The following is a 22,409-nucleotide window of genomic DNA, read 5'->3' as shown; positions in this document are numbered from 1 at the left end:
AATAAATCCTGCGTCTATAACGCCTCAGCACCTGGCGGCATGAGATAGTCACGCTTTCCAATCGCTACACCTTGGCTGCGTAGCAATCCATAGGCGGTTGTCGCATGAAAATTCAAATTCGTGACGATAAACGACAATGTATATGCTGTTCCCGTCATCGGCATAGTTTGGTCCTTTCCTGCAGGAATTTCCAAAACCGTATCTGCATTGGCATTTATCGCATCATCAGATGTCCCCAAAATATGCGCAATCGCATTGTCACAACGTTCGATCAACTCTGCAAAAGTTGTTTCAGTGTCAGGAAAGCTCGGCATATCACGACCTGCCAAACGTGATGCTCCACGTGCTGACATATCAGTTGCTATCTGCACCTGACGTACAAGCGGGAACATATCGGGAGCTAGACGCGCATTCAGAAAAACACTCTCTTCAACACCAATAGCTTCAGCATGGGCCTGACCTTTGGCCAACACACCTTTTAGTGCACCTAATGTCTGTGCTGTTGTTGTTTTCAGCACCTGTGAAATCGTTAAACTCATTTTTCGTTCCCTCTTGCATTTGCCCGATTATGTACATTGCGCACAGGACAAACTTCATTTTCTATAGTTACTATTCAAAGATGAGGTTTCAAGAGATATAAGCGATTTATTTTTATATGATTTGATTTTCAAGCAGCCAATACTGAGAGCAAAAAAATCTGCGCGTTACCCTAAATTGACAAATTTACTGCCCATATTATACAATTGTGCGCAACTTTGGGCCAAAACGACTAATTCAAAATCAAACTCTTGACCCATCCGCACCAAAAGTCTCTCTTACCTTTAGAAATCGCCTGTTAATGGTTTGATCGGGGAAAATCACATGAAAAAAATTCTTCTTGGAAGTGCAGCATTATTAGTCGCAGCTTGCGCGTCTTCGCAAATGCCTTGGCAAAAAACAGAAGCGGTTGCCGAAGCACCAGCAGCAAGTGTGGCAGCGCCTGTTTTAACTGTCGAAGATGCAGAAACATTTATCACAGCCGCAGAAGCAGAGCTTACTGAAATGGGTGAATATGCTGCCCGCGTTTACTGGCTACAAGCCACTAACATCAATTTCGATACCAATTGGCTCGTTTCCAAAGTTGGCGCAAAATACACTCAAATGGCAGTGCGCCTCGCGAACGGCACAAAGAAATACGAGGATCTGGATTTACCTGACGAGCTAGCGCGCAAAATGTCCATCTTGAAAGCTGGCATCACGATCCCAGCACCTTCAACCGATGGTGTCGCTGATGAGCTTGCCAACATTACAACAAATCTCGAAAGTACATACTCTACAGGCACTTTTGAACATAATGGTGAAAAACTAAACCTAACACAGCTTTCAAACATCATCGCTGAAAGTCGCGACCCAGAAGAACTCGCAACTGTATGGGCCGGATGGCGCGAAATTTCTAAACCCATGAAAAGTGAATATGCACGCATGGTAGAAATTGCCAATGAGGGTGCGCGTGAACTTGGCTTCAGCGACACAGCTGACATGTGGCTGGCAAATTATGATATGCCTTCCGCCGATATGGAAAAAGAAGTTGAGCGCCTCTGGACGCAAGTTGAGCCACTTTATGACCAACTCCACTGTAAAGTTCGAGCTGATCTGAATGAAAAATACGGTGATGACGTTCAACCAGCAGACGGTTTCATCCGTGCAGACCTGCTTGGGAATATGTGGGCACAGCAATGGTCAAACATTTATGATATCGTTGGTCCTGAAACATCTGGTCCTTCCTACGATGTGACAACAAAACTAGAAGAAAAAGGCTACACGCCATTAAAAATGGTCGAAACTGCCGAAAACTTCTTCACATCCCTTGGCCTAGAAGAACTTCCAGAAACTTTCTGGGAACGCTCACAAATCACTCGCCCACGCGATCGCGAAGTTGTGTGTCATGCTTCAGCATGGGATCTTGATAGCAAAGACGATATCCGCATAAAAATGTGTACACAGGTGAATGCTGAAGATTTCCAAACTGTGCACCACGAGCTAGGCCACAATTATTACCAACGTGCCTATAAAAACCAATCAACCCTTCACCAAGGAGGTGCGCACGACGGTTTCCATGAAGCAATTGGTGATTTCCTCGCACTTTCCATCACGCCGTCTTATCTAAAAGATATCGGCCTGATTGAAGAGAGTGAAATTCCCGACGCTTCAGCCGACACCGGTTTGTTGATGAACCAAGCGCTAGATAAAATCGCATTCCTGCCCTTCGGATTGATGGTTGATAAATGGCGCTGGGAAGTTTTCCGGGGCGAGACAACACCAGAAGAATACAATGATTCATGGGTAAAATTGCGCCAGCAATACCAAGGCATAACCCCGCCAGTAGAGCGTGCATCTGACGCATTCGATCCTGGTGCGAAATACCACATTCCAGGCAACACGCCATATTTGCGTTATTTCCTCTCATTTGTGATGCAGTTCCAATTCCACAAAGCTGCTTGTGAAATGTCTGGATGGGAAGGCCCGCTTCACCGTTGTTCAATCTATAACAACAAAGAAGTGGGTGAAAAATTCAATGCAATGATGGAAATGGGTGCATCCAAACCTTGGCCAGATGCGCTTGAAGCCTTCACCGGCACACGCGAAATGGATGGTTCTGCCATCATCGAATATTTCGATCCATTGATGACATATCTGAAAGAAGAAAACGAAGGCCGCGCTTGCGGTTGGAAATAATATAAAACCAAAAACAGGAGCCGAGAATATCGGCTCCTGTTTTTACATAGATTAGATATTTATTGAGAGCTGTCTTGGTCTAAGACACAAAGCATCATCCAATCAAATCATGCATCTCTATAACTGGAGCACCTGCGAGGCATCCACCCAATTTTTGTTGAGCCGCTTGGAAATATTCCGTTTTCCCATGCGTAATAATAGCGTCTATAGAATTATACTGTTCCATAAACACATAACTGGTTTTTGAATTTTGCGTTTTAAATAATTGATACATTAGACAGCCTTCTTCATTCGCATTTACTTTTGCGACTAGCTCTTTGGCTATGGCTTCAAATTCTTCTTGTTTTCCATCTTGAATTTCTAGTTTAGCTGTAACGCCGATCATGGCTGACCTCCATATTATATCCAAAGGTCAAACTGTATGCGTATTCATAACAGTCACAAGCCGTGCCGTGGCGTGAGCTCTCAAAATATCTAATGCTCGAACTTGATATAAACTATCAAATATGTAGCTTCGCTACTTGCATCTACATATAGCCTCCCCCTAGATATAGGGCATAATTTGTGTTCAGACGTATATTCCTAAATTCAGAAAGCCTCAGCAATGGCAATGTCTCATGATGACCTTCTTTCCCACCTACGTGATGGCTTTCCTGATGCCGAAATCATCCTAACCGATCTTGCAGGTGACAATAATCACTGGCAGGCAGAAATCGTTTCAGAGCAATTTAAAGGAAAAACACGGGTCGCACAGCACCAGATGGTATATGCTTCGCTAAAAGGTGCTATGGATGGCGCTGATGGGCAATTGCACGCTCTCGCACTCAAAACACGGGCTCCCAAGTAAATAATCCCATTTAGATAGGCCTCTGAATATGGGGAAACATTTATCGTCATCTCACCCTCCCCAGCTTCCAATGCGTGCATTAGGGGCCACGGGTGCCGTGCTTCCTATTTTGGGCTTTGGCGTGTCTGGTGTGTTAGCCTCACCTCTTGTGAGCCAAGCTCAAGTCAACAATTTAACCCGAACAGCACGTCGCTTGGGAATTACCGTTTTTGATACTGCACCATTTTATGGTGATGGTGTCGCTGAACAGCGTCTAAAAATAGCTTTAGAAAAATCTAACGACACAGAGCATTTGCCTCCCCCATTCATTATTACAAAGGCTGGCACCCATAGAGTTGGACGAAAAATGTGGAAGGATTTTAGTATCAAGGGACTCCGCGCTCAATTGTCAGACAGCAAATCACGCCTTCCCCATATTGATGCTTTCTTTCTGCATGGTCCCAGTGAAAATGACCTCACACCGCAGCTACTTGCAGAACTACAAAAACTCAAACAAGATGGTCTATTCAAATATCTAGGGATTGCTGGTCGAGGCCACGAATTGGACAAAGCCATCTCATCAAATTCATTCGATCTCATTATGGCCCCCATTCATAGAAATTTGCCATTTCAAGATCTTGAACGACTTGAAAAAGCACAAATCCAAAATCTAGGAGTGATTGGTATCGAAGCCCTTGCTCCTGCCGCCCAAGGAATACGTTTATCCCTAAACCCATCAGACATGTGGTATTCGGCCCGCGCTGTTCTTCATGGTAAGGGTTTTCAAAAACAACAAATGACAGCACATGAATGTTTAAACTGGGTGAAACATTCAGGGTTGGCTGATATAATCCTATCTACAACGTCACGTATTGAACATTTACACTCAAATGCAGCATCTTGCTCAGATAAGCTTGAAATTCCTTCTAGATAGACTTAGCTCTGAGATAACAAACCTTTTAAAATACTAGGACACTGAAATCCATGACTGCTCAAGAAACGATACAAAAAGCCGTGACTTCAAATGACGTCATGCTCTTCATGAAAGGCACACCTGTTTTTCCGCAATGTGGTTTTTCTTCGACAGTTGCACAAATACTGAACTATCTTGGTGTTGAGTATAATTCTATCAATGTATTGGAAGATCAGGAAGTTCGTCAGGGAATTAAAGACTTCTCAAACTGGCCGACAATTCCTCAGCTTTATGTCAAAGGTGAATTTGTCGGCGGATGTGACATCATCAAAGATATGTTCGAACAAGGTGAATTGCGCGAATATCTTGAAGAAAAAGGCATCGCAACAGCGAACGCTGAACAATAATATTTCTTCATGCACATATGGTGACGAATATTGTATAAAGTTCGTCACCGCACCTCAACACTCAACAACTCACAGTAAACCAAAGATAATACTGCTATTTCACAGTTAATATAAGCAGATAAAAACTCACTACATACTTAAATAACTCATAAATTTAAGCGCGTGGTTACTTTTTGTTAGCTGCTTTTCAAGTATTTTCCTGTTACGTTAAAACACTAATTCACCTTAAACGCTTTGGGAAACGGTTTCTAAGTTTATGAGTATCTGGGATATTCTAAAATTCAAATCTAAGAAAAACGAAGTGATTGAAGAAATCACTGAGGAAGAACCGGCTGACTTACGCGCAGGTGACCGCGAAATCATGTATCGCGATTCACGTGTGTATTACCCAAGTGGCGGAAGCGAGCCCTGCATCATAAACGATGTGAGTGAAACTGGACTTCGCATTTCTTGTCAGGGCGCAAAAAACTTTCCAGAAAGAATTCGCATCCAATATGCAGGCAAACGTCGTCAATGTGACGTTATTTGGAGAGACGGCATTGTGGCAGGTCTGGCTTTTGTTGAAGGCGAGGGCCTACGCGAGCACGCCCCTATCCAAGACCAAGACCTTCAACAAGACGAAGTCAGTGTTGACACACCCTTCGCTGAAGACCCCCTAAAATAGCCGATACCCGCACCTGACCTACACAATTTTATCACACTTGGCGCTTTCTCAATTCAACTTTTGAGGATAGCACTTGCTCTTGTATAGGGTTTTCAACTAATGAAGGCCCTCTCTTACGCACGGTTGTATCCTTCGCGTAGACTTATTACCTGCTGACATACGCACGAACGACACACCTTATAAGGACCGACTTAGATGAACACCGAACAAGCACCTATACGCGGCGTTGCTCCAAAAATCGGAATTGTTTCTCTGGGTTGCCCTAAAGCACTCGTGGACTCTGAACGCATTATCACCCGTCTTCGCGCTGAAGGTTACGAAATTTCTGGCGAGTACAAAGGTGCCAACCTTGTCTTGGTCAACACATGTGCGTTTCTCGATTCAGCGCGTGATGAAAGTCTAGAAGCCATTGGTGAGGCCTTAGAGGAAAACGGTCGCGTTATCGTAACGGGGTGTCTAGGCGCAGAACCTGAAGTCATTGAAGCCCAATATTCAAATGTGCTCGCTGTGACTGGGCCTGCACAATATGAGCAAGTTATGGATGCCGTCCATAAACACTGCCCTCAACCTCCTAATGCTTTCCAAAGCCTAGTGCCGGAAAGCGGCATCCGTTTGACACCTCGCCATTACGCCTATTTGAAAATTTCTGAAGGGTGCTCAAACCGCTGTAGCTTTTGTATTATTCCATCACTTCGCGGCGATCTCGCATCGCGCCCGATTGATCAGGTGCTTCGTGAAGCAGAACAATTGCAAAAAGCTGGTGTCAATGAGCTATTGGTGATCTCTCAAGATACATCCGCTTACGGCATGGACATAAAATACGAGCCGCGCACTTGGAAAGACAAAGAATACGAAACGCGCTTCCTTGATTTGTGTCAAGGACTTGGCGATATGGGCATGTGGACACGTCTACACTATGTCTACCCATATCCACACGTAGACAAAGTCATTCCTTTAATGGCGGAAGGGAAAATCCTGCCATATCTGGATATCCCATTCCAACACGCTTCTCCAAATGTGTTGCGCAATATGAAACGTCCAGCCAAACAAGACAAAGTGCTAGAGCGTATCAAGCAATGGCGCATTGATGTCCCAGATATCGCTATCCGCTCGACTTTCATTGTTGGTTTTCCGGGTGAAACGGATGAAGATTTTGAAATGCTGATGGACTTCATGCGTGAAGCCAAAATCGACCGTGCCGGCTGCTTTAAATATGAAGACGTTAAAGGTGCAGTCTCACATGATTTGCCAAACCACGTCCCAGAAGAAGTCAAAGAAGAACGCTGGCACCGCTTCATGCAATTGCAGCAAGATATCTCTCATGAACGCTCAGAAGCTCAAATCGGGCGAGTCCTAGATATCATTATCGACGATTCCAATGGTGAAGCTGCTGTTGGACGCACAAAAGCGGATGCACCAGAAATAGACGGCCTCGTTCACTTAGAGAATTATCCTGACCTAGAAGTCGGTGACATTGTCAAAGCAGAGATCACGGATGCCAATTGCTATGATCTTTGGGCGAAAGTGCCGGGATCAAATTCAAACTAAATTTCGTCGAAAAAATACAAAGGGAGCCATTACAAATCGCTTCCTTTTATTCGCGTAACTTAGGCTGCATTCACATCCTTCAAAAACTTGTCGATCACGATTTCCAGCTCTCTGGACATAAGACCAACTTGTTCAGACGCACCTTTGACCGCGACAGCATCGCCTGATGTCATTTCAGTTGAACGCGCAAGATTCTCGACGCCTTCGGAAGCAACACTCGACCCTTGAGCCGCAGATTGTACGCTTTCACTGATAGACATCGTCGCAGATGTTTGCTGATCCATAACAACAGCAATAGCTTGAGAAGCCTCTGAAAGTTCCTCAAATTGCTGAGTAATTCCATTAATTCCTTGCACCGCTGCAAGCGTTTCTGATTGAATACTTGCAATCTGACTAGAAATCTGATCCGTCGCCCTTGCTGTCTGGTTGGCTAGATTTTTAACTTCCTGCGCGACAACAGCAAACCCGCGCCCAGATTCCCCTGCTCTTTCTGCTTCAATCGTTGCGTTAAGCGCCAATAGGTTCGTTTGCGAAGCAATCTCGGCGATTGTTGTAATCACGCTATTAATGGCATCTGCCGAACGCTCCAATGTCTGCACCCTTGCCGTCGCTTGGCTTGCCGCACTAGCTGCATTTTCGGTTGCTTCACGGGACGAGGCAATTCTTGCATTTATATCATGAATAGATGCTGACAATTCTTCTACCGCAGCCGCAACAGCCTGCACCGCACCACTCGCTTCAGCAGATGAAGACCTTGCAACAATCGCTCCTGTGCGCGCTTCTTCCACAGCGCGGTTCAGTGACTCAGATACTTCATTCAAGCTTTCTGAAGTAGCACCGACACTGGCGATAGCATTGTTCGAACGGGTCTTGAACTCATCAACACAAGCAGAGATTCTATCCGCGCGTGCTTTTTCCTCTTTCTCTTGCAACACTTTGTTTGCCTGAGCCGCCTGACGTTCAATGTCCATTTGGCGAAATATCTCAACCGCACGCGCAATCTCTCCAATTTCATCAGTGCGGGATTTACCTTCAACATCTTGAGAGTTATCGCCATTGGTCAGTACATTCAGCGCATTTACCAAAGTTTTCATTGGCCGCGTCAATCCAACACTCAACCGCCATACCGAAATGCCACACAACACCATTACAGCAACAAGAAAAAACAGAGATGAGAAAACAGCGTTATTCGCGTTGACCATAGATTGAACGGCAGCGTTATGAAGGTCATTTTCCATACGGTTTTCTATACTTCTCAGCAATTCTATTCGTTGAGTAGCCGCTGCAAACCATTCCGTACTCGTTAGTCCTACAATACCCTCACCGGACACCTCTGCCTGTTGCAAGCGTTCTCGATATTGGTTCACCCTAGCATTGATGGGATTGTCGTTGGTTTCATGAATGAAATCACGCTCTTCTGGTGTCGCAAACATGAGAGCATACTCAAAATAAGCTTTTTGTAGGGCTGATTCTTCCAAAAATCTTTGATAAACATCACCAGGAAATTTACCGGCGCTAATACCCGTTGCCCCCAATGCCCGCTCAATACCAGCATGCTCTTTTGCCATCATAATGGATGAAAAGACTGAGTTTAATAATACAATATGCCTATCGTCTAAATGGGATGCCAACTCATATGTCGTGATGATGCTATCGTGGATCGTCGACGTATAATATTCTGCCATAGTTTCAACATCAGTATTCAGGCTAGACACCTTCCCCCTCATAGCCGGCAATTGCTTGAGATCTGCCTCTAGCTTTGAGACATCTGCAACAAGATCAGCATCTTGTTTTAATTCGTTTGCAACATCAGTAAATTGCAAGACTTTCAAGTCTGTGTCTGCGCGTTGCTGTTTAAGCTCGCGAACAAATGTGTTGCCTTTAGAAGAAATGTATCCGGCGGACAAGCCACGTTCTTTTTGTAACGCGTGTGTCAGCTCCGTGAGTTGGGGCGCATGATCAATACGCTCAATCGCATGTTGAGCTGATTGCTGTTTCAAATAACCTTGAAATACAAAAAAGCCGCCAAAACACAATAGTCCTATTAACGGAACCAATGCGACAGCGATCAAGCGCGTATTAATCTTCATATGAATATGACCTCATCCTTCTTCAGCGTGCAGTATTCCTTAAGAGTATTAACGAAACACCTAAGCTAAGGTTTTGTGTCGCAATAATTTGAAAATGAATTTCACAGCTAAATTACCATCAAAATGGTTGGTTAACAGGGTTATACCAAGCAAAGGGCCTTATTTCGCGCCTGTTGCAAGCATCATAGCTTTGCAAGCTCAAACTCTATTCAAATAAAGATTTCTGTCTTTTAGCCGCTTTTGAAATTCCAACGTTTAACACTAAAATTGAAATTCTCGCCTGACCATTTACTGTCTGGTAACCATATCCCGCGAAAAATAGTTAATTAAGAAGGTCTGATTATTTGCTATTTCGCAATATTCGGGTTCCTTCATGACATATTTCTCAGGGAAGCCGATATGACCTCGCTCCTCTTTCGCGTCATCAGCGCGCATCGTTGTCGATCAACGCATCACCACATCGCTATTGGTGCACTTACTCTTTTAAAAGGTGAGCACGCGCAGCGCTGGCACGACCTCATGCTTGTCATGCATGACGACCTCCTAAAAGGCGCTAAAGCGCCTGACGCCGAATTTAAAGATTTCAAAAATCATGTTCTTCATATTGAAGAAGGTGAATGGGGCGGCGCACGTGATGCAGCCCTTGAATGGTATGCAAAATCTGTCATGGCGCTTAAGGCAAAGAAATGGTCTGATGCAGCCTATGCTCTGGGCGTGATGAGCCATTACTACGCCGACCCAATCCAACCTTTTCACACAGGTCAAACAGAAGAAGAAGGTGCCATTCACCGCGCTGTTGAATGGTCAATTGCTAAATCCCGTCCAGAAATTGCACGCCGCATAGAAACCAAAGGCTATCCAGTTGTACCAACAGGTGAAGGCCCAGGATTTGTATCCGATATGGTTCGCGCTGGTGCAGAAAAATCTCATCCACATTACAACACTCTGCTTGATCACTACAATGTGGATGCTGGCGTCAAAGTCCCAGAAGATGGGCTTGATGATACACTTCTAGACGTCATTTCAGACCTAGTTGCATACGCCACATCTGGGCTAGCTGCGATCTATATGCGCGCTTTTGAAGAAGCTGGCGTTGCACCACCAAAATCGAATTTGTCCATCAACGGTTTCTTGGCAACACTCGACATTCCTATCCGCTGGATTACAAGCAAACTAGAAGATGCCAATGATCGCCGTATTGTAACGGCGATGTATGAAGAGCTTCGCAAAACCGGTAAAGTCATCAAAAAACTACCCGATGATGACAAGCAAATTCGTAAAATGCATGCGCAACAAGTTCTGCGCATTCCCCTTAAAGAGCTTGATGCGCAGCGTATGCGTAAAATTGGTGAAAAACACGTCGCCCGCGCGGGTGCAACGCCCGTTATTATCTCACACAATAACGCACAAACTGAAGCCCCAGCACAGCCAGCCAAAGTGATAGAAGAAGCAACGCCTGTTGTAGCATCTGCTGCTGCAACGGTTGCGATGGCTGACACATCAATCACCACTCAAGCCAAAGACGCATCATCTAAGATTGATAAAAAAGCTGAACGTTTAGCTATTAAAGAAGCAAAACAGGCTGAAAAGCAGCGCATTGCACAAGAAAAAGCCGACGCAAAAGAGCGTGCCAAAGCAGAAAAAGCCGCCGCTGCTCAAGCCAAAATTGAAGCAGCTGCCAATGCAAAAGCTGAAAAAGTAGCTGCCCTCCAAGCCAAAGCAGACGAGGAAGCGCGGATCAAAGCCGAAGAAAAGGCATCAGCAGAAAAAGCCGCAACTGAAAAAGCCGAAGCTGCCAAACAAGCCCGCGCAGGAGCGAATGCGAAGAAAGAAGCTGAGGAACGCGCAGCAGCTCAAGCCAAAGCCACAAAGCAGGCTGAAAAAGATTCCAAACGCAAAAACCGTGGACAAACTGATTGCGACGAAACGGCTGAAGCCGCCGCCCTCCTTACAGCAGCGCACAAGACAGCCGCTCAACGCGAAGCTGAACAGCGAGAAGCTGAGCAGCGCGCAGCAGCTGCCGCAGAAGCATCTGCTCCTGAGGCCAAGCAACAAACGGCAAAATCAACAAACACAGAGCCCCAACCTGAGAAACCCAAATACCGCGTCAAAACAACAGGCGAGCATTCTGAGTCAAAATCTAAAGAATATGATGAAGCAGAATCCGCTTTTGCTGCTCAACTCAAACAAGTGTCGAAAGGCACAAGGTTTGAACCCGTTGAAAATGACCCAGATGAAGATATGGACGTCACAACATATGACGCCATGATCGATGCAATGGATGATGACGATCTAGGTCTCAATGAAGATGATTCATCTGAAACAGTGGATTACGAAGACACAGCTGAAGAAGATACATATGCATCTTCGCGTACGTCTCGCCGTGAACCACTAAGCAATGAATCTCCAATCGTTGATGCGCCCTCTATCGGCAAGAAAACAGCTGCACGCATGCGCAATGTCGGCATCCATACAGTTGGTGATTTTGTTCAAGCCAAAGCAAAAGACCTATCGGCAAAGCTTGGCGGTGGTTATATGACACCCGCAACGCTTATTGATTGGCAGGATCAAGCTCTGCTTATGATCGACATGCCATCCTTGCGCGTGCACGATGCTCAAATTCTTGTTGGTGCCGGCGTTCGCTGCGTTGAAGATCTTGCAGAAAGCTCCTCAAGAGATCTCTTTGCATCAGCAGTATCGTTTTTGAAAACAAAAGATGGCGCACGCATTGCTCAAAATGGCAACGCGCTTGATCATGAAGAAGTTTATGACTGGATAGAAGAAGCTCAAGCCGCCTTTGCATAGAGGCGACGACATAAGGCAGCTTGAGAAGTTTAAACACAAATTAGCGGATGGTTTGGAGATTAGCCGCGAACTTGGTTTTCAATTTCCACTGTGGATCCATCAGGAATACCTAATTCCTGGAATGTATAAGTCAGCGTCTTACCCTCACGCATTAAAGCCCGGCAATGGTCTTCCCGGATACGTTCAAACTCGACCTCGAAATGATTTTTGCCATCGCGCTCAACGTCTGCATCGATAAAGGATTTATCGGTACATCCGTTAGATGAAACTGTAATCATGATCTGATTTTCTTGAACAACAGCCCCTGAAAGAGACTGGGCATCATGAAAATCAAAATCTCCATGGCCATTTGCCTGCACATTAATGCATCCCGTCGCAACGAAAGCCAATGGCAAAATTGCCGCGATTTTTATCAACTGCATAATCTGTTCCTTATTGAAAAACAATAATTTTCAATATCGTTTTTCAATAAAAACGTCAAGTAAAACTTCTGATAATTATCGCAAGGATCAATTTTGATGACCGATCAGATTATCTCGGCACATGGTTTTAATCGGTTCGGGTAAATTTTCAGACCATGTTTTCAATACTTCCAATCCCTCGATAGCCGCCTGTCCAATCGGTGTGATGGCATACTCAACTCCAATAGGAGATGTCGGTAAAATGCGCCGCTCAATCAATTGATGGCTCTCCAAGTGTCTTAATCTTTCTGTCAGGATTTTTTTACTCGCTCCAACAAGCCCGCGCGATAGGTCGTTAAATCTCACCGGCTCGTCTTTGAGATGATAAAGGATCGAACCAGTCCACTTTCCGCCCAGAATCCGCATGCTCAATTCAACCGAACATGGCTCGCTTATTATTTTGCGAGGCTCTTTTGCTTTCTTGCGTTCTGCCATTCTTCACGCCTCTTTCACATCAAACCTGTATGCTGAATTTAAAAAATAAATTATTTTTCATAACAAAATCAAATCTATACATAAATTTCACAACCAGTTACTAAAAGTAAACTAGTTGAAAAAGTATACCTAAAGAGGCAATTCAGCAATGCATTTATCGCGCAATAAAAGCATTCAAGATCCAATTACATAAAATTCCAAACAGGTATCTCAATGAAAAACGTTTTAATCATCAACGGGCATGAGCCATACTCCTTTGCGCCGGGAGAGCTAAATGCTTCTCTTGTGTCACAAGTTTCTAATTTCTTTTCTTCCAGAGGCGCAGAAGTCTCCATCACAGAAACGGCCAAAGCATTTGATATTGAAGAAGAACTAGAAAAACACGTGCAGGCAGACTTCATATTCTACCAATTTCCAATCTATTGGATGGGACCACCTTGGCGCATGAAAAAATACATTGATGATGTCTACACCGCCGGCACCAACGGCCCTCTTTGTGATAATGATGGCCGCAGCTCACGCGCTCCCAAGCACAATTACGGAAGCGGCGGAACACGCTCTGATACAAAATACATGCTATCAGTCACCCTCAACGCCCCAGCAGAAGCCTTTGATGATCCCAATGAATATCTCTTAGAGGGGCGCTCACTGGATGATTTATTGCTACCGATGCATACAACAGCACGGTTTTTCAAAATGCAGCCTCAGCCCACTTTTGCAGCTTTTGATGTCATCAAAAACCCAGAACTGGAGACTGACTTTGATCGCTTAAATTCCATGCTTAAAGCACTCGTCTAAATCAAGCATAGCCTTCAGAATGTGAAGTCTCGTTTAATCAATCACGAACTGATCCGGTCGATAGCCCGGATCAGGGATTTTCGGGTCCATATCTTCCAAAGCCCCACGCACAAGACGCGCGACAATCGCTTTACGACGCACGCGGCTATCGCTTGGCACCACAAACCAAGGCACCTCATCAGTCGAGCATTCATTGACCGCAATTTCATATGCTTCTTGATACTCATCCCATAATTTGCGGTCTTCTAAATCACCCGGATTAAACTTCCAACGCTTATTGGGGTTCTCAAGACGTTCAAGTAATCGCTCCCCCTGCGTACGCCGTGAGATGTGCAGCATCACTTTTACAATCTTGATATTGTTTTGCGTCAGATGCTTTTCAAAATTATTGATCTGCTCATAGCGCTGCTCAATCTGAGACATGGGTGCTAGCCCTCGCACGCGCCCAATCAAAACATCCTCATAGTGAGAGCGATTAAACACAGCAATTTCACCCAGACGCGGTATAAAATTATGAATGCGCCAAAGATAATCACGGGCCAATTCATTTGAAGAAGGCTTACCAAAAGCATGAACGCGCAAGCCTAAAGGTGATGTTTGAGAGAACACAGCTTTTGTTGTGCCATCTTTGCCAGATGTATCTATGCCCTGCAAAATAAGCAGCATGCCCTGTGTTTTCTCAGCGTAGAGACGGTCCTGCAATTCATCAATCGCCAGTGCATCGTCTTTCAGGGATCGTTTAGCTTCATCTTTATCTGGGAATAATTCAGTTCCATCAGTTGTGTACTCGTCCAATGAAATTTTCTTGCCCGGCTTGGCCAGTGTCGCCTTCCGAATTTCCTCTATATTTGGACGATCAAACATGCACTTACCTTTATTCAATATCCATAACACGCAGGTCCACGACAAATAGACCTCAAAACAACAATATTCCCATAGAAATCTGCGGGATTTTTATAAGAGCATAATTTTTCTTAGCTGACCAAGGGTTTGAACAGATTAAATTTATTGGCCAATTATGGTCACCCACAAGTAGCAATCTTTCATTTTTGTCACGTTCGGGATGACATTAACCATAAAATAATATAAGTTTTAAGGGTATTTCGATGTATCCCAGCAAAATTTAAGGACAATAAAACAATCTAAGATAGTAAAACTGGGTAATGAAACAGTCGGATATCAGTCACTTAAATCCAAACCCCGATATGGATGAAGTTTTCACTATGATACACGCACTTAAATCTACACTCTCTCATCTTGGTATATTATCGCCGCTAAAAAAAGCACGTTATGAGCTGAACGAAGCAAAATGGAAAACTAAACTAAAGCTAAAGCGTGTTGCTATGGCATATGGTTTAGCGAAGTGGAAACCACTTATTCCTGAGCAAAAATACGCACGAATTTGCAATCAAATTATCGACGAACTTCAACAAAATGGCCATAAATTTGGTGATCATCTAGAATTCGGCGTTAGTCGAGGAACCTCTCTCGCAACCATGCGCCATTCTCTAAAAAAAGCAAATCTAGGACATATTCGCAGCATTGGCTTTGATTCATTTAAAGGCATGCCTGCTGGTTCTGAAGAAGAAGGTTGGGACAAGGGCGCTTTTGCTTCAACAGAAGGTGCCACAAAATCTTATTTAGAAAAGCAGGGCGTCGATCTATCCAACGTGCATCTTGTAAAAGGCTGGTTCAACGAAACCTGCAATGACGATACGATACAAAAATATGGCATGAATAAAGCCAGTATTGTTATGATAGATTGTGATATCTACTCAGCAACGTGTGAAGTTCTAAACTTTATCGAACCGCTTTTAGCTGAAACCTCTGTATTGATCTTTGATGATTGGGGCTGGCGCTCTGACATCAATGAAATTGGTCAAAAAGAAGCTTTTGAAGAATTCATAGATAAACATCCTGAATTCACAGCGTCCCCTCGCCCAACATATCTTGATCAAGCTCGTATTTTCCTCATGAAACGCGCACAGCAATAGCAAAAAAAAAACCACAGTCGGTGTGACTGTGGTTTTTCGTTTTGTGCGTATCCAACAGCATTTAAAATCAAACTGACATAAACGCCGCTGAAAACTAAAGATCTAAGATGAGTAGTACTCAACAACCAAGTTTGGTTCCATACGACATGCATATGGCACATCAGCCAATTCAGGCAAACGTACGAATGTTGCTGTCATCGCTTTTGGCTCAACTTCGATGTAATCAGGAATGTCACGCTCAGCTGAACCAAGTGCTTCAAGCACAAGAGCCATAGAACGGGATTTGTCTTTAACCTGAACAACGTCGCCTGGACGCAAGCGGTATGAAGGAACGTTTGCTTTTACGCCGTTCACAGTCACGTGACCGTGGTTTACGAACTGACGTGCAGCAAAGATTGTTGGAACAAATTTAGCGCGGTAAACAAGAGCATCCAAACGGGACTCAAGAAGACCGATCAAGTTCTCAGCTGTGTTACCTTTACGGCGAGCAGCTTCATCATATGTACGACGGAACTGTTTCTCAGTCACGTCACCATAGTGACCTTTAAGCTTTTGCTTAGCCATCAATTGAAGACCAAAGTCAGAAAGCTTACCCTTACGAGCTGCACCGTGCTGACCTGGACGTGATTGACGTTTGTTGATTGGGGACTTAGCGCGACCCCATACGTTTTCGCCTACGCGGCGATCGAGTTTGTACTTCGCAGAACTACGACGTGACATAGTATACCTCAATTTAGACGTGGGCCGGCGCATTTCCTCTTGAAATACGCGATTGCAACGGCGGCGACACATCACCCGTGATACCCAAACTAAAAGTCGGGAGCGCGCTATAAACAGGTAAAATCATCCAGAGTCAATATTGCGCAATTGAAACGCTACGAAACAATGGCTTCATTTGCTCTTTATCGCCTCACTTCTGACTTCAACCAAGACTATTTTATGTTAAACATCGCAAAACAGTAAGCGTAGAGGCAATCATGACACATCAAATTTCGACGAAACTTAAAACATGCTTGCTGGCTTCAACCCTCGCTATTGCTCTGCCAAATACAGCTTTTGCGCAAGCAAACATATGCGAAAGCCAGATCACCGATGGAGCCTACTCAGCTTCCCTTTATATCGGTGAATTCTACCCCGGTAGTGAGCTACGCCGTCAGACGATAACAATTACCGGAACCCCTGAAATTCTTCCCCTTGAAACAAAGTCCATCAAAACACCTTCAGGCCCCGTTGATGCCAATATTCAGCTTGAGCTAAAAAACAGCCTTCAGGATGGAGCCATTCTAACGGCTGGTAAGTGGAATGAATTAAAAATGACCATGACATTGCCGCGCATCTCAGCCGGTACATGGTATCATAAAAACTGCACGATCGAGACGGAGAATTTCATTCTTCACAAAGATCAAAAAATTGAGGGTGACTACACCAATCATTGCGATTTGATGCTGCAAGATGCCCAACGCAATATCTTGGAAAAAGAAGACTATATCGATTACGCTTTTTCTGGCGATGATCACTGGCAACCACTCACGCTGAGATATGATTTGGTCAAACTCCGCGAATTCAATGCCAAAGTCACAAAAGCTAGCGAAAAACAAATTGCTGATTTTGCAGCAGGGACATGTACCCTTCGTCCCTTTAGTTAGAATAAAATGCAAGGGCGGCTCCCCCACCTGAGCCGCCTGCCGTCCTCCCCAAGTTAAATCAAGCAGCAGCCCATTTTTCTGTTTGTACAAAGCGCGCATCAACGCGCTTGGAATGCTCCTGAAGGTTTGAATATTTGTGCATAATATCGATCATTGGTGTTTCAAAAAACGGCGTAGAACACCCTTGAACAAAGGCAGCCACACACGCATCCACACCTGTTGCATTCTCTCCAAACATATAAGTTGAATCGCCAAGCTGGTTGGACAAAGCACTCACAACCTTATCAAACAGATACAACCTGTCAGTCTCTTCAAATCTGGATAGTCCTTGTTCATCTGCTCGTTGACGTAGTGTATTGAGACTTCCTTCAATCACACTCGAACGCACCGCCTCAGGCACACCATCAAAAAAGTGCATTGGCCCTTTATTGAAATTCTCTTCTTTCAGCCAACGTTCGTGCAGAAGCATCAACCCCATATCCGCTTCAACCATTCGCTCAATTGCCCATGCCTGCGCTTTTTCTTTTTGGGATAAAACTGCATCAAGATCTTTATTTAGTTTTGCTTCAAAATGACGCCGAATGAGAACTGAATCCCCAATCAGTTTTCCCTCATCTTTGACATAAGGCGCTTTCTTAAATGGCGCTTCCTCAAGATCTGCAATCTGAACAGAATAATCCACTTCCAACATCTCCAAGTGAATCATACTCTTCATCACATAGGGACTGACTGAACTACATTCCCACATTGGGCCCCAACCAAATAACACCGTCATAAACATTTTCCCTTCACCAATTCGACACTAAATGCACAATAACTCTTGAACATCTCCACAAATAAGCACACCTAATGACACTTATATGTCAGCAGTCTGTCATTAGGATTTAATATGCGCCGCACAGAACGCCTCTTCCAAATCATCCAGATATTGCGACGCCACCGTCATCCTGTACGCGGCAAGGAAATCGCCGAAGAATTGGGAACATCCCTGCGTACAATCTATCGAGATATCGTAGAATTACAGGCACAAAACGTCCCCGTAGAAGGCGAAGCCGGTATTGGTTATGTCCTATCGGGCGAATACGATATGCCTCCTCTAATGCTAACTGTTGATGAGTTAGAAGCAGCTGTTTTAGGCGCAAGGTGGGTTGCCATGCGCTCTGATCCAGACCTAAAGCGCGGCGCCGAAGATCTACTCGCAAAAATCCGCCTCGCAATGCCAGACAGGCTAAAACCCGTTGTTCTTGATAGCGCTGTTGAACCTGTGCAATTTGTTCATTTGAAAGAAGATTCTTGTGATGTTGCCTTGATCCGTCAAGCCATTCGCGAGCAGCGCAAACTCGATATGAATTACACCAATGAGAAGAATGAAACAGTCGTCAGAACCATTTGGCCATTCCTTGTCGCCTATTCAGAAACGGCACGTTTCATCTGCGCATGGTGTGAAAAACGCAATGATTTTCGTACCTTCCGTACAGACCGTGTCAATTCTCTAGAAAAATCAGACGAGAAATTTTCTGAACGCGTACCAGTTCTTCGTAAAAAATGGAGAGACCTCCAAAAGGCCCGCCGTGAAGAATGCGAATATGCAAACCCGCCTATAGACGTTAGCACTCAACGACATTCACGGGCACAGTAACCGCCAACCCACCTTGGCTGGTCTCTTTATATTTAGATGACATATCTAGCCCCGTCTGACGCATGGTTTCAATCACCTGATCCAACGTCACTTTAGGCGCATCAACAGCCCGCAATGCAAGGCGTGCTGCATTCGCAGCTTTCACAGCCCCCATCGCATTGCGTTCAATACAGGGTATCTGCACCAGCCCGCCAACAGGATCGCATGTCAAACCTAGATTGTGCTCCATACCAATCTCTGCAGCGGCACAAACTTGTTGCGCACTTGCACCCCATACCGCCGCTAAGCCAGCAGCAGCCATGGAACACGCCACCCCAACTTCGCCCTGACACCCCATCTCCGCACCAGAGATAGACGCACGCTGTTTATAAAGAATACCAATCGCTGCCGCCGTTAGTAGAAACTTCCCAATACGGCCCTCAGAATAGCAATCGGCTTCTTCCCAACCTTCTTCAGCACAATAATGTTTGATCACAGCCGGAATAATCCCTGCGGCCCCATTTGTTGGAGATGTCACAACGCGCCCACCCGCTGCATTTTCTTCATTCACAGCCATGGCAAACACATTGAGCCAATCAAACAAAAGTTCGCGCTCATTGGCCCCGGGATTTTCACGTAAGCTTCGATACAATTTTGCTGCACGGCGCTGTACTTTCAGCCCGCCGGGCAAAACACCTTCTTGCGTCAATCCTCTCTCTATACAGCCATCCATAGCTTTCCAGATGTCACATAATTTTTGATCAGTCTCTTCGCGGCTACGCTGCTCATCTTCATTAGCAAGAAGTAATTGCGCGATTGATTTACCGTGCTGGTTACATTTCCCCACCAGCTCTGCACCCGAATGAAAAGAGAATTCCCCCTGACCTGTTCCCAATATCAAATCATCTTTTGCAGGCGCATTCAGCTGAGCTTCGCTCGCGATAAAACCGCCGCCGACTGAATAAAAAGTTCGCACCAATAAGTACTCACCCAAGGCATTAAGAATAGTCACTTTCATGCCATTTGGGTGAAGCAATGGCACAATATCGCCGCGCATATCAACATCGCGTTTTGGTATGAATTTAATACTCTTGCCATTAGGCAATGTCAGGCGGTTTGTCTTCTTAACATCAATAAATGCAGCCTCCGCCCAATCTGGATCGACAGCATCAGGCTCAGCCCCCATTAAGCCTAGTATAGCTGCTTTATCAGAGCCATGCCCAACACCGGTTAACGCCAACGACCCTTGCAACTCGATTACGCAGCGAGACACCTTGTCTATCAGCCCTAAATCATGCACCTCTTGAATGACTCGACTGGTAATGCGCATAGGCCCAACTGTATGAGAAGAAGATGGACCTATACCAATTTTGAAAATGTCAAAAACGCTGAGCATAAATTAATTGTTCCACCGGCTAATTACGCATTATTCATCAAACCAACCCAAAGAAACAAGCACGTTTCTGCTGTCACATGAATAGGAATACGCCTAATCATGCTTATAAAATTTCTAAAATTACCCATTTTGCATTGCTTGGTGAGTATCGCTCTCATGCAAATGATCACGACCTATTTTCCAATGCCTGCACTCATGGCCGAAAATATCCGCTTGTCAGGTTCAATAGCCACTCTAATTATTGGTGTTATAATCTTAGTGTCAGCGACCCTAAAATTTCGACAACTTCGAACCAATATCAAGCCATTTCAAGAACCCAACAAGCTCATCACCACCAACGTTTTTGGTATTAGCCGCAATCCGATTTATCTTGGTTTTGTGCTCATCAGCCTGAGCGCTGCATTTTATTTCAATCAGCTTAGCGCTTTCCTACCTGTCCTAATGCTCTTTTTGCTCGCCAATTATTGGTATATTCCACACGAAGAACGCGACGCAGCACGCATTTTCGGCCCAGAGTTTGAGACCTACAAAACCCGCGTAAGACGCTGGCTATAAAATCAGTCCTTGCGATCAATCCGCGCTTTCCCGCGCCCTAATGCTAGCGCTTTAACAGCGCCTCTAAAAGTCTGCACTTCTTGGTTTGTCCATTGAGCCCGAATAAATGCATTGCGTAGGTTTTGCGTCATCACAGGCCGTTTTTCTGCCGGAAAGAAAAAACCAGCACGGTCTAACTCATCTTCAAAATGCTCAAACATGCGCACTAATTGCTCGCGGTCCGCACTATCACCCACACCGGCAAACTCTTTCTTAGCTTCACCTTCAAGCGTACGGGCTGCCCAAGAATGAGCAAACACACCCACAGCCTGCGCTAAATTCAAAGATGAAAAAGAGCGATCAACTGGATAGGTCAAAATACCATCTGCAAGCGCCACGTCTTCATTCAGCAGCCCTGCTTTTTCTGCGCCAAACATCACCCCAACGCCAACATCAGGTCGAGACATTAAAGCACCAATGCCCTCTTCTGCGTTGAAGACAGGCTTTTCCATACCACGTGGACGTGCCGTCGTCGCAAGCACATATGTCAGATCAGCCAGCCCCGCTTCAAGTGTATCGAAGACTTTAGCCTCAACACCCCATTCAAAAGCTCCAGCGCTCATTGTATCAGCTTTATCATTTGGCCAACCATCGCGCGGATTGATAATGCGCAAATCTTTTAAGCCAAAATTAGCCATGACTCGTGCCGTAGCACCGATATTTTCTCCCATTTGAGGAGAAACAAGGATGATTGCGGGTTGTCGGTTTGAAATTGGATTGCTCATAAATAAAGGGCAACCATTTTCAGGCTGCCCTCGTCAAGACTAAAATTACTTCAAGTATTCCAAGTCCGCGTCTCAACCCAGACCGGCTATGACAAAACTACACCTTTTTTGCGACAATATAACGACTAATCGATTTTTCAGGAAATGACCCGCTTTCTTCAATAGAAAAGCCTTCATCCAAAACCATTGTTTCTAAATGGCTTACCTTGAGAAAATTCACATAAGGTGCTTTTCCAACTAGCCGCATCAAACCAATAATTGGCTTGATATAATCCATCCGCCCACCAAGGCACGCTGTCTTGCTAATGAACAATCCATCCGGCTTTAATAGCTCATTTATCCGCGCTATTACCTGAGGTATATTCTCAAGGAGATGAATTATATTGTGAGCTAAGATCACATCATATGATTGGGGTGCCAATCTTTCATCAAAAACGTCAGCTTTTAAAAAATCAATATTCGTGACGCCCTGATCCTTGGCTTTATCCTCACCGATTTCGATCATGACGCCAGATATATCTGTCGCAGTAAAATGCTTAACTTCACCCGCGAGCAACAAAGCAGTGGAGCCGGTTCCACAGCCAATTTCCAAGACCCGCTGCTCACGATTTAGATAAGAGCGCGTCTTAGCGAGTGTAGTTTCATATGACTCCATATTATCAATAGGTTTCTTGGCATATCCCGGAGCCATTTTATCCCAAAATTTTGCAGAACTACTCATAAAAGCCTCGATATATTGTATGAATTGCCACACTCGCTAAACGCGCAAAGACA

The 22,409-nt window shown here is 44.9% G+C and carries 23 protein-coding genes; 12 read left to right on the top strand and 11 right to left on the bottom strand.

Annotation, left to right across the window (positions count from 1 at the left end):
* Positions 1 to 14 precede the first annotated feature (14 nt).
* Positions 15 to 539, bottom strand: coding sequence for a DUF1993 domain-containing protein (locus HBAL_RS03000; protein WP_015826451.1), 525 nt, complete (start codon positions 537 to 539; stop codon positions 15 to 17).
* Between the two features lie 322 nt (positions 540 to 861).
* On the opposite strand from HBAL_RS03000, the gene HBAL_RS02995 reads away from it, so the two are divergent.
* Positions 862 to 2,715, top strand: a complete 1,854-nt coding sequence (locus tag HBAL_RS02995; protein WP_015826450.1) for a M2 family metallopeptidase — start codon at positions 862 to 864, stop codon at positions 2,713 to 2,715.
* 94 nt (positions 2,716 to 2,809) lie between these two features.
* Here HBAL_RS02995 and HBAL_RS02990 read toward each other — a convergent pair whose 3' ends face one another.
* Positions 2,810 to 3,100, bottom strand: a complete 291-nt coding sequence (locus tag HBAL_RS02990) for a putative quinol monooxygenase (RefSeq protein WP_015826449.1) — start codon at positions 3,098 to 3,100, stop codon at positions 2,810 to 2,812.
* A 219-nt stretch (positions 3,101 to 3,319) separates the two neighbouring features.
* Between HBAL_RS02990 and HBAL_RS02985 the strand changes: the two genes are divergently transcribed.
* The 5 genes from HBAL_RS02985 to rimO all read left to right on the top strand — a co-directional run bounded on the left by HBAL_RS02985 (position 3,320) and on the right by rimO (position 7,073).
* Positions 3,320 to 3,562, top strand: a complete 243-nt coding sequence (locus HBAL_RS02985; protein ID WP_015826448.1) for a BolA/IbaG family iron-sulfur metabolism protein — start codon at positions 3,320 to 3,322, stop codon at positions 3,560 to 3,562.
* 28 nt (positions 3,563 to 3,590) lie between these two features.
* Positions 3,591 to 4,475 carry an aldo/keto reductase gene (locus HBAL_RS02980; protein WP_015826447.1) on the top strand — a complete coding sequence of 295 codons (885 nt, stop codon included), beginning with the start codon at positions 3,591 to 3,593 and terminating at the stop codon, positions 4,473 to 4,475.
* A gap of 50 nt (positions 4,476 to 4,525) precedes the next feature.
* Positions 4,526 to 4,861: a Grx4 family monothiol glutaredoxin gene (grxD, locus tag HBAL_RS02975; protein ID WP_015826446.1), complete on the top strand. Its 336-nt coding sequence runs from the start codon at positions 4,526 to 4,528 to the stop codon at positions 4,859 to 4,861.
* A gap of 256 nt (positions 4,862 to 5,117) precedes the next feature.
* Positions 5,118 to 5,525 carry a hypothetical protein gene (locus HBAL_RS02970; RefSeq protein WP_015826445.1) on the top strand — a complete coding sequence of 136 codons (408 nt, stop codon included), beginning with the start codon at positions 5,118 to 5,120 and terminating at the stop codon, positions 5,523 to 5,525.
* Between the two features lie 195 nt (positions 5,526 to 5,720).
* The gene (rimO, locus tag HBAL_RS02965; protein ID WP_015826444.1) at positions 5,721 to 7,073 is read left to right on the top strand and encodes a 30S ribosomal protein S12 methylthiotransferase RimO; all 1,353 of its coding nucleotides are present in this window, start codon (positions 5,721 to 5,723) and stop codon (positions 7,071 to 7,073) included.
* A 59-nt stretch (positions 7,074 to 7,132) separates the two neighbouring features.
* Here the strand turns inward: rimO and HBAL_RS02960 are convergent, their stop codons facing one another.
* Positions 7,133 to 9,163, bottom strand: coding sequence for a methyl-accepting chemotaxis protein (locus HBAL_RS02960; protein ID WP_015826443.1), 2,031 nt, complete (start codon positions 9,161 to 9,163; stop codon positions 7,133 to 7,135).
* Positions 9,164 to 9,562: 399 nt separating this feature from the next.
* Here HBAL_RS02960 and HBAL_RS02955 point away from each other — a divergent pair, with 399 nt between their 5' ends.
* Positions 9,563 to 11,968 (top strand): DUF4332 domain-containing protein, encoded by a 2,406-nt coding sequence (locus HBAL_RS02955; protein WP_015826442.1) that lies wholly within the window; start codon positions 9,563 to 9,565, stop codon positions 11,966 to 11,968.
* A gap of 59 nt (positions 11,969 to 12,027) precedes the next feature.
* On the opposite strand, the gene HBAL_RS02950 is transcribed toward HBAL_RS02955, so the two are convergent.
* Both HBAL_RS02950 and HBAL_RS02945 read right to left on the bottom strand, forming a co-directional pair.
* Positions 12,028 to 12,390, bottom strand: coding sequence for a hypothetical protein (locus HBAL_RS02950; protein ID WP_015826441.1), 363 nt, complete (start codon positions 12,388 to 12,390; stop codon positions 12,028 to 12,030).
* An 87-nt stretch (positions 12,391 to 12,477) separates the two neighbouring features.
* Entirely contained in the window at positions 12,478 to 12,864 is a 387-nt protein-coding gene (locus HBAL_RS02945; RefSeq protein WP_015826440.1) for a winged helix-turn-helix transcriptional regulator, read from the bottom strand.
* A gap of 213 nt (positions 12,865 to 13,077) precedes the next feature.
* On the opposite strand from HBAL_RS02945, the gene HBAL_RS02940 reads away from it, so the two are divergent.
* Positions 13,078 to 13,662 carry an NAD(P)H-dependent oxidoreductase gene (locus HBAL_RS02940; RefSeq protein WP_015826439.1) on the top strand — a complete coding sequence of 195 codons (585 nt, stop codon included), beginning with the start codon at positions 13,078 to 13,080 and terminating at the stop codon, positions 13,660 to 13,662.
* 33 nt (positions 13,663 to 13,695) lie between these two features.
* On the opposite strand, the gene HBAL_RS02935 is transcribed toward HBAL_RS02940, so the two are convergent.
* Positions 13,696 to 14,526 (bottom strand): PPK2 family polyphosphate kinase, encoded by an 831-nt coding sequence (locus HBAL_RS02935; RefSeq protein WP_015826438.1) that lies wholly within the window; start codon positions 14,524 to 14,526, stop codon positions 13,696 to 13,698.
* Between the two features lie 299 nt (positions 14,527 to 14,825).
* On the opposite strand from HBAL_RS02935, the gene HBAL_RS02930 reads away from it, so the two are divergent.
* Positions 14,826 to 15,656: a TylF/MycF/NovP-related O-methyltransferase gene (locus tag HBAL_RS02930; RefSeq protein ID WP_015826437.1), complete on the top strand. Its 831-nt coding sequence runs from the start codon at positions 14,826 to 14,828 to the stop codon at positions 15,654 to 15,656.
* A 102-nt stretch (positions 15,657 to 15,758) separates the two neighbouring features.
* Here the strand turns inward: HBAL_RS02930 and rpsD are convergent, their stop codons facing one another.
* Positions 15,759 to 16,376: a 30S ribosomal protein S4 gene (gene rpsD, locus HBAL_RS02925; protein ID WP_015826436.1), complete on the bottom strand. Its 618-nt coding sequence runs from the start codon at positions 16,374 to 16,376 to the stop codon at positions 15,759 to 15,761.
* Between the two features lie 257 nt (positions 16,377 to 16,633).
* Here rpsD and HBAL_RS02920 point away from each other — a divergent pair, with 257 nt between their 5' ends.
* Positions 16,634 to 17,302 carry a hypothetical protein gene (locus HBAL_RS02920; RefSeq protein WP_015826435.1) on the top strand — a complete coding sequence of 223 codons (669 nt, stop codon included), beginning with the start codon at positions 16,634 to 16,636 and terminating at the stop codon, positions 17,300 to 17,302.
* Positions 17,303 to 17,360: 58 nt separating this feature from the next.
* Here HBAL_RS02920 and HBAL_RS02915 read toward each other — a convergent pair whose 3' ends face one another.
* Complete coding sequence (locus HBAL_RS02915; RefSeq protein WP_015826434.1) at positions 17,361 to 18,077, bottom strand: glutathione S-transferase family protein; 717 nt, start codon at positions 18,075 to 18,077, stop codon at positions 17,361 to 17,363.
* Positions 18,078 to 18,191: 114 nt separating this feature from the next.
* On the opposite strand from HBAL_RS02915, the gene HBAL_RS02910 reads away from it, so the two are divergent.
* Complete coding sequence (locus HBAL_RS02910; protein ID WP_015826433.1) at positions 18,192 to 18,941, top strand: helix-turn-helix transcriptional regulator; 750 nt, start codon at positions 18,192 to 18,194, stop codon at positions 18,939 to 18,941.
* On the opposite strand, the gene HBAL_RS02905 is transcribed toward HBAL_RS02910, so the two are convergent.
* Positions 18,910 to 20,316 carry an L-serine ammonia-lyase gene (locus tag HBAL_RS02905; protein ID WP_015826432.1) on the bottom strand — a complete coding sequence of 469 codons (1,407 nt, stop codon included), beginning with the start codon at positions 20,314 to 20,316 and terminating at the stop codon, positions 18,910 to 18,912. The genes HBAL_RS02910 and HBAL_RS02905 overlap by 32 nt on opposite strands.
* 99 nt (positions 20,317 to 20,415) lie before the next feature.
* Here HBAL_RS02905 and HBAL_RS16245 point away from each other — a divergent pair, with 99 nt between their 5' ends.
* Complete coding sequence (locus tag HBAL_RS16245; protein ID WP_015826431.1) at positions 20,416 to 20,871, top strand: methyltransferase family protein; 456 nt, start codon at positions 20,416 to 20,418, stop codon at positions 20,869 to 20,871.
* A 2-nt stretch (positions 20,872 to 20,873) separates the two neighbouring features.
* Here HBAL_RS16245 and HBAL_RS02895 read toward each other — a convergent pair whose 3' ends face one another.
* Positions 20,874 to 21,635 (bottom strand): RNA methyltransferase, encoded by a 762-nt coding sequence (locus HBAL_RS02895; RefSeq protein ID WP_015826430.1) that lies wholly within the window; start codon positions 21,633 to 21,635, stop codon positions 20,874 to 20,876.
* 97 nt (positions 21,636 to 21,732) lie between these two features.
* On the bottom strand, positions 21,733 to 22,356 hold the full coding sequence (locus HBAL_RS02890; RefSeq protein WP_015826429.1) for a class I SAM-dependent methyltransferase: 624 nt from the start codon (positions 22,354 to 22,356) through the stop codon (positions 21,733 to 21,735).
* Between the last annotated feature and the right edge of the window lie 53 nt (positions 22,357 to 22,409).

The organism is Hirschia baltica ATCC 49814, from assembly GCF_000023785.1.
GTDB lineage: Bacteria > Pseudomonadota > Alphaproteobacteria > Caulobacterales > Hyphomonadaceae > Hirschia > Hirschia baltica.
This window is presented reverse-complemented; position numbering and strand designations above follow the sequence as displayed.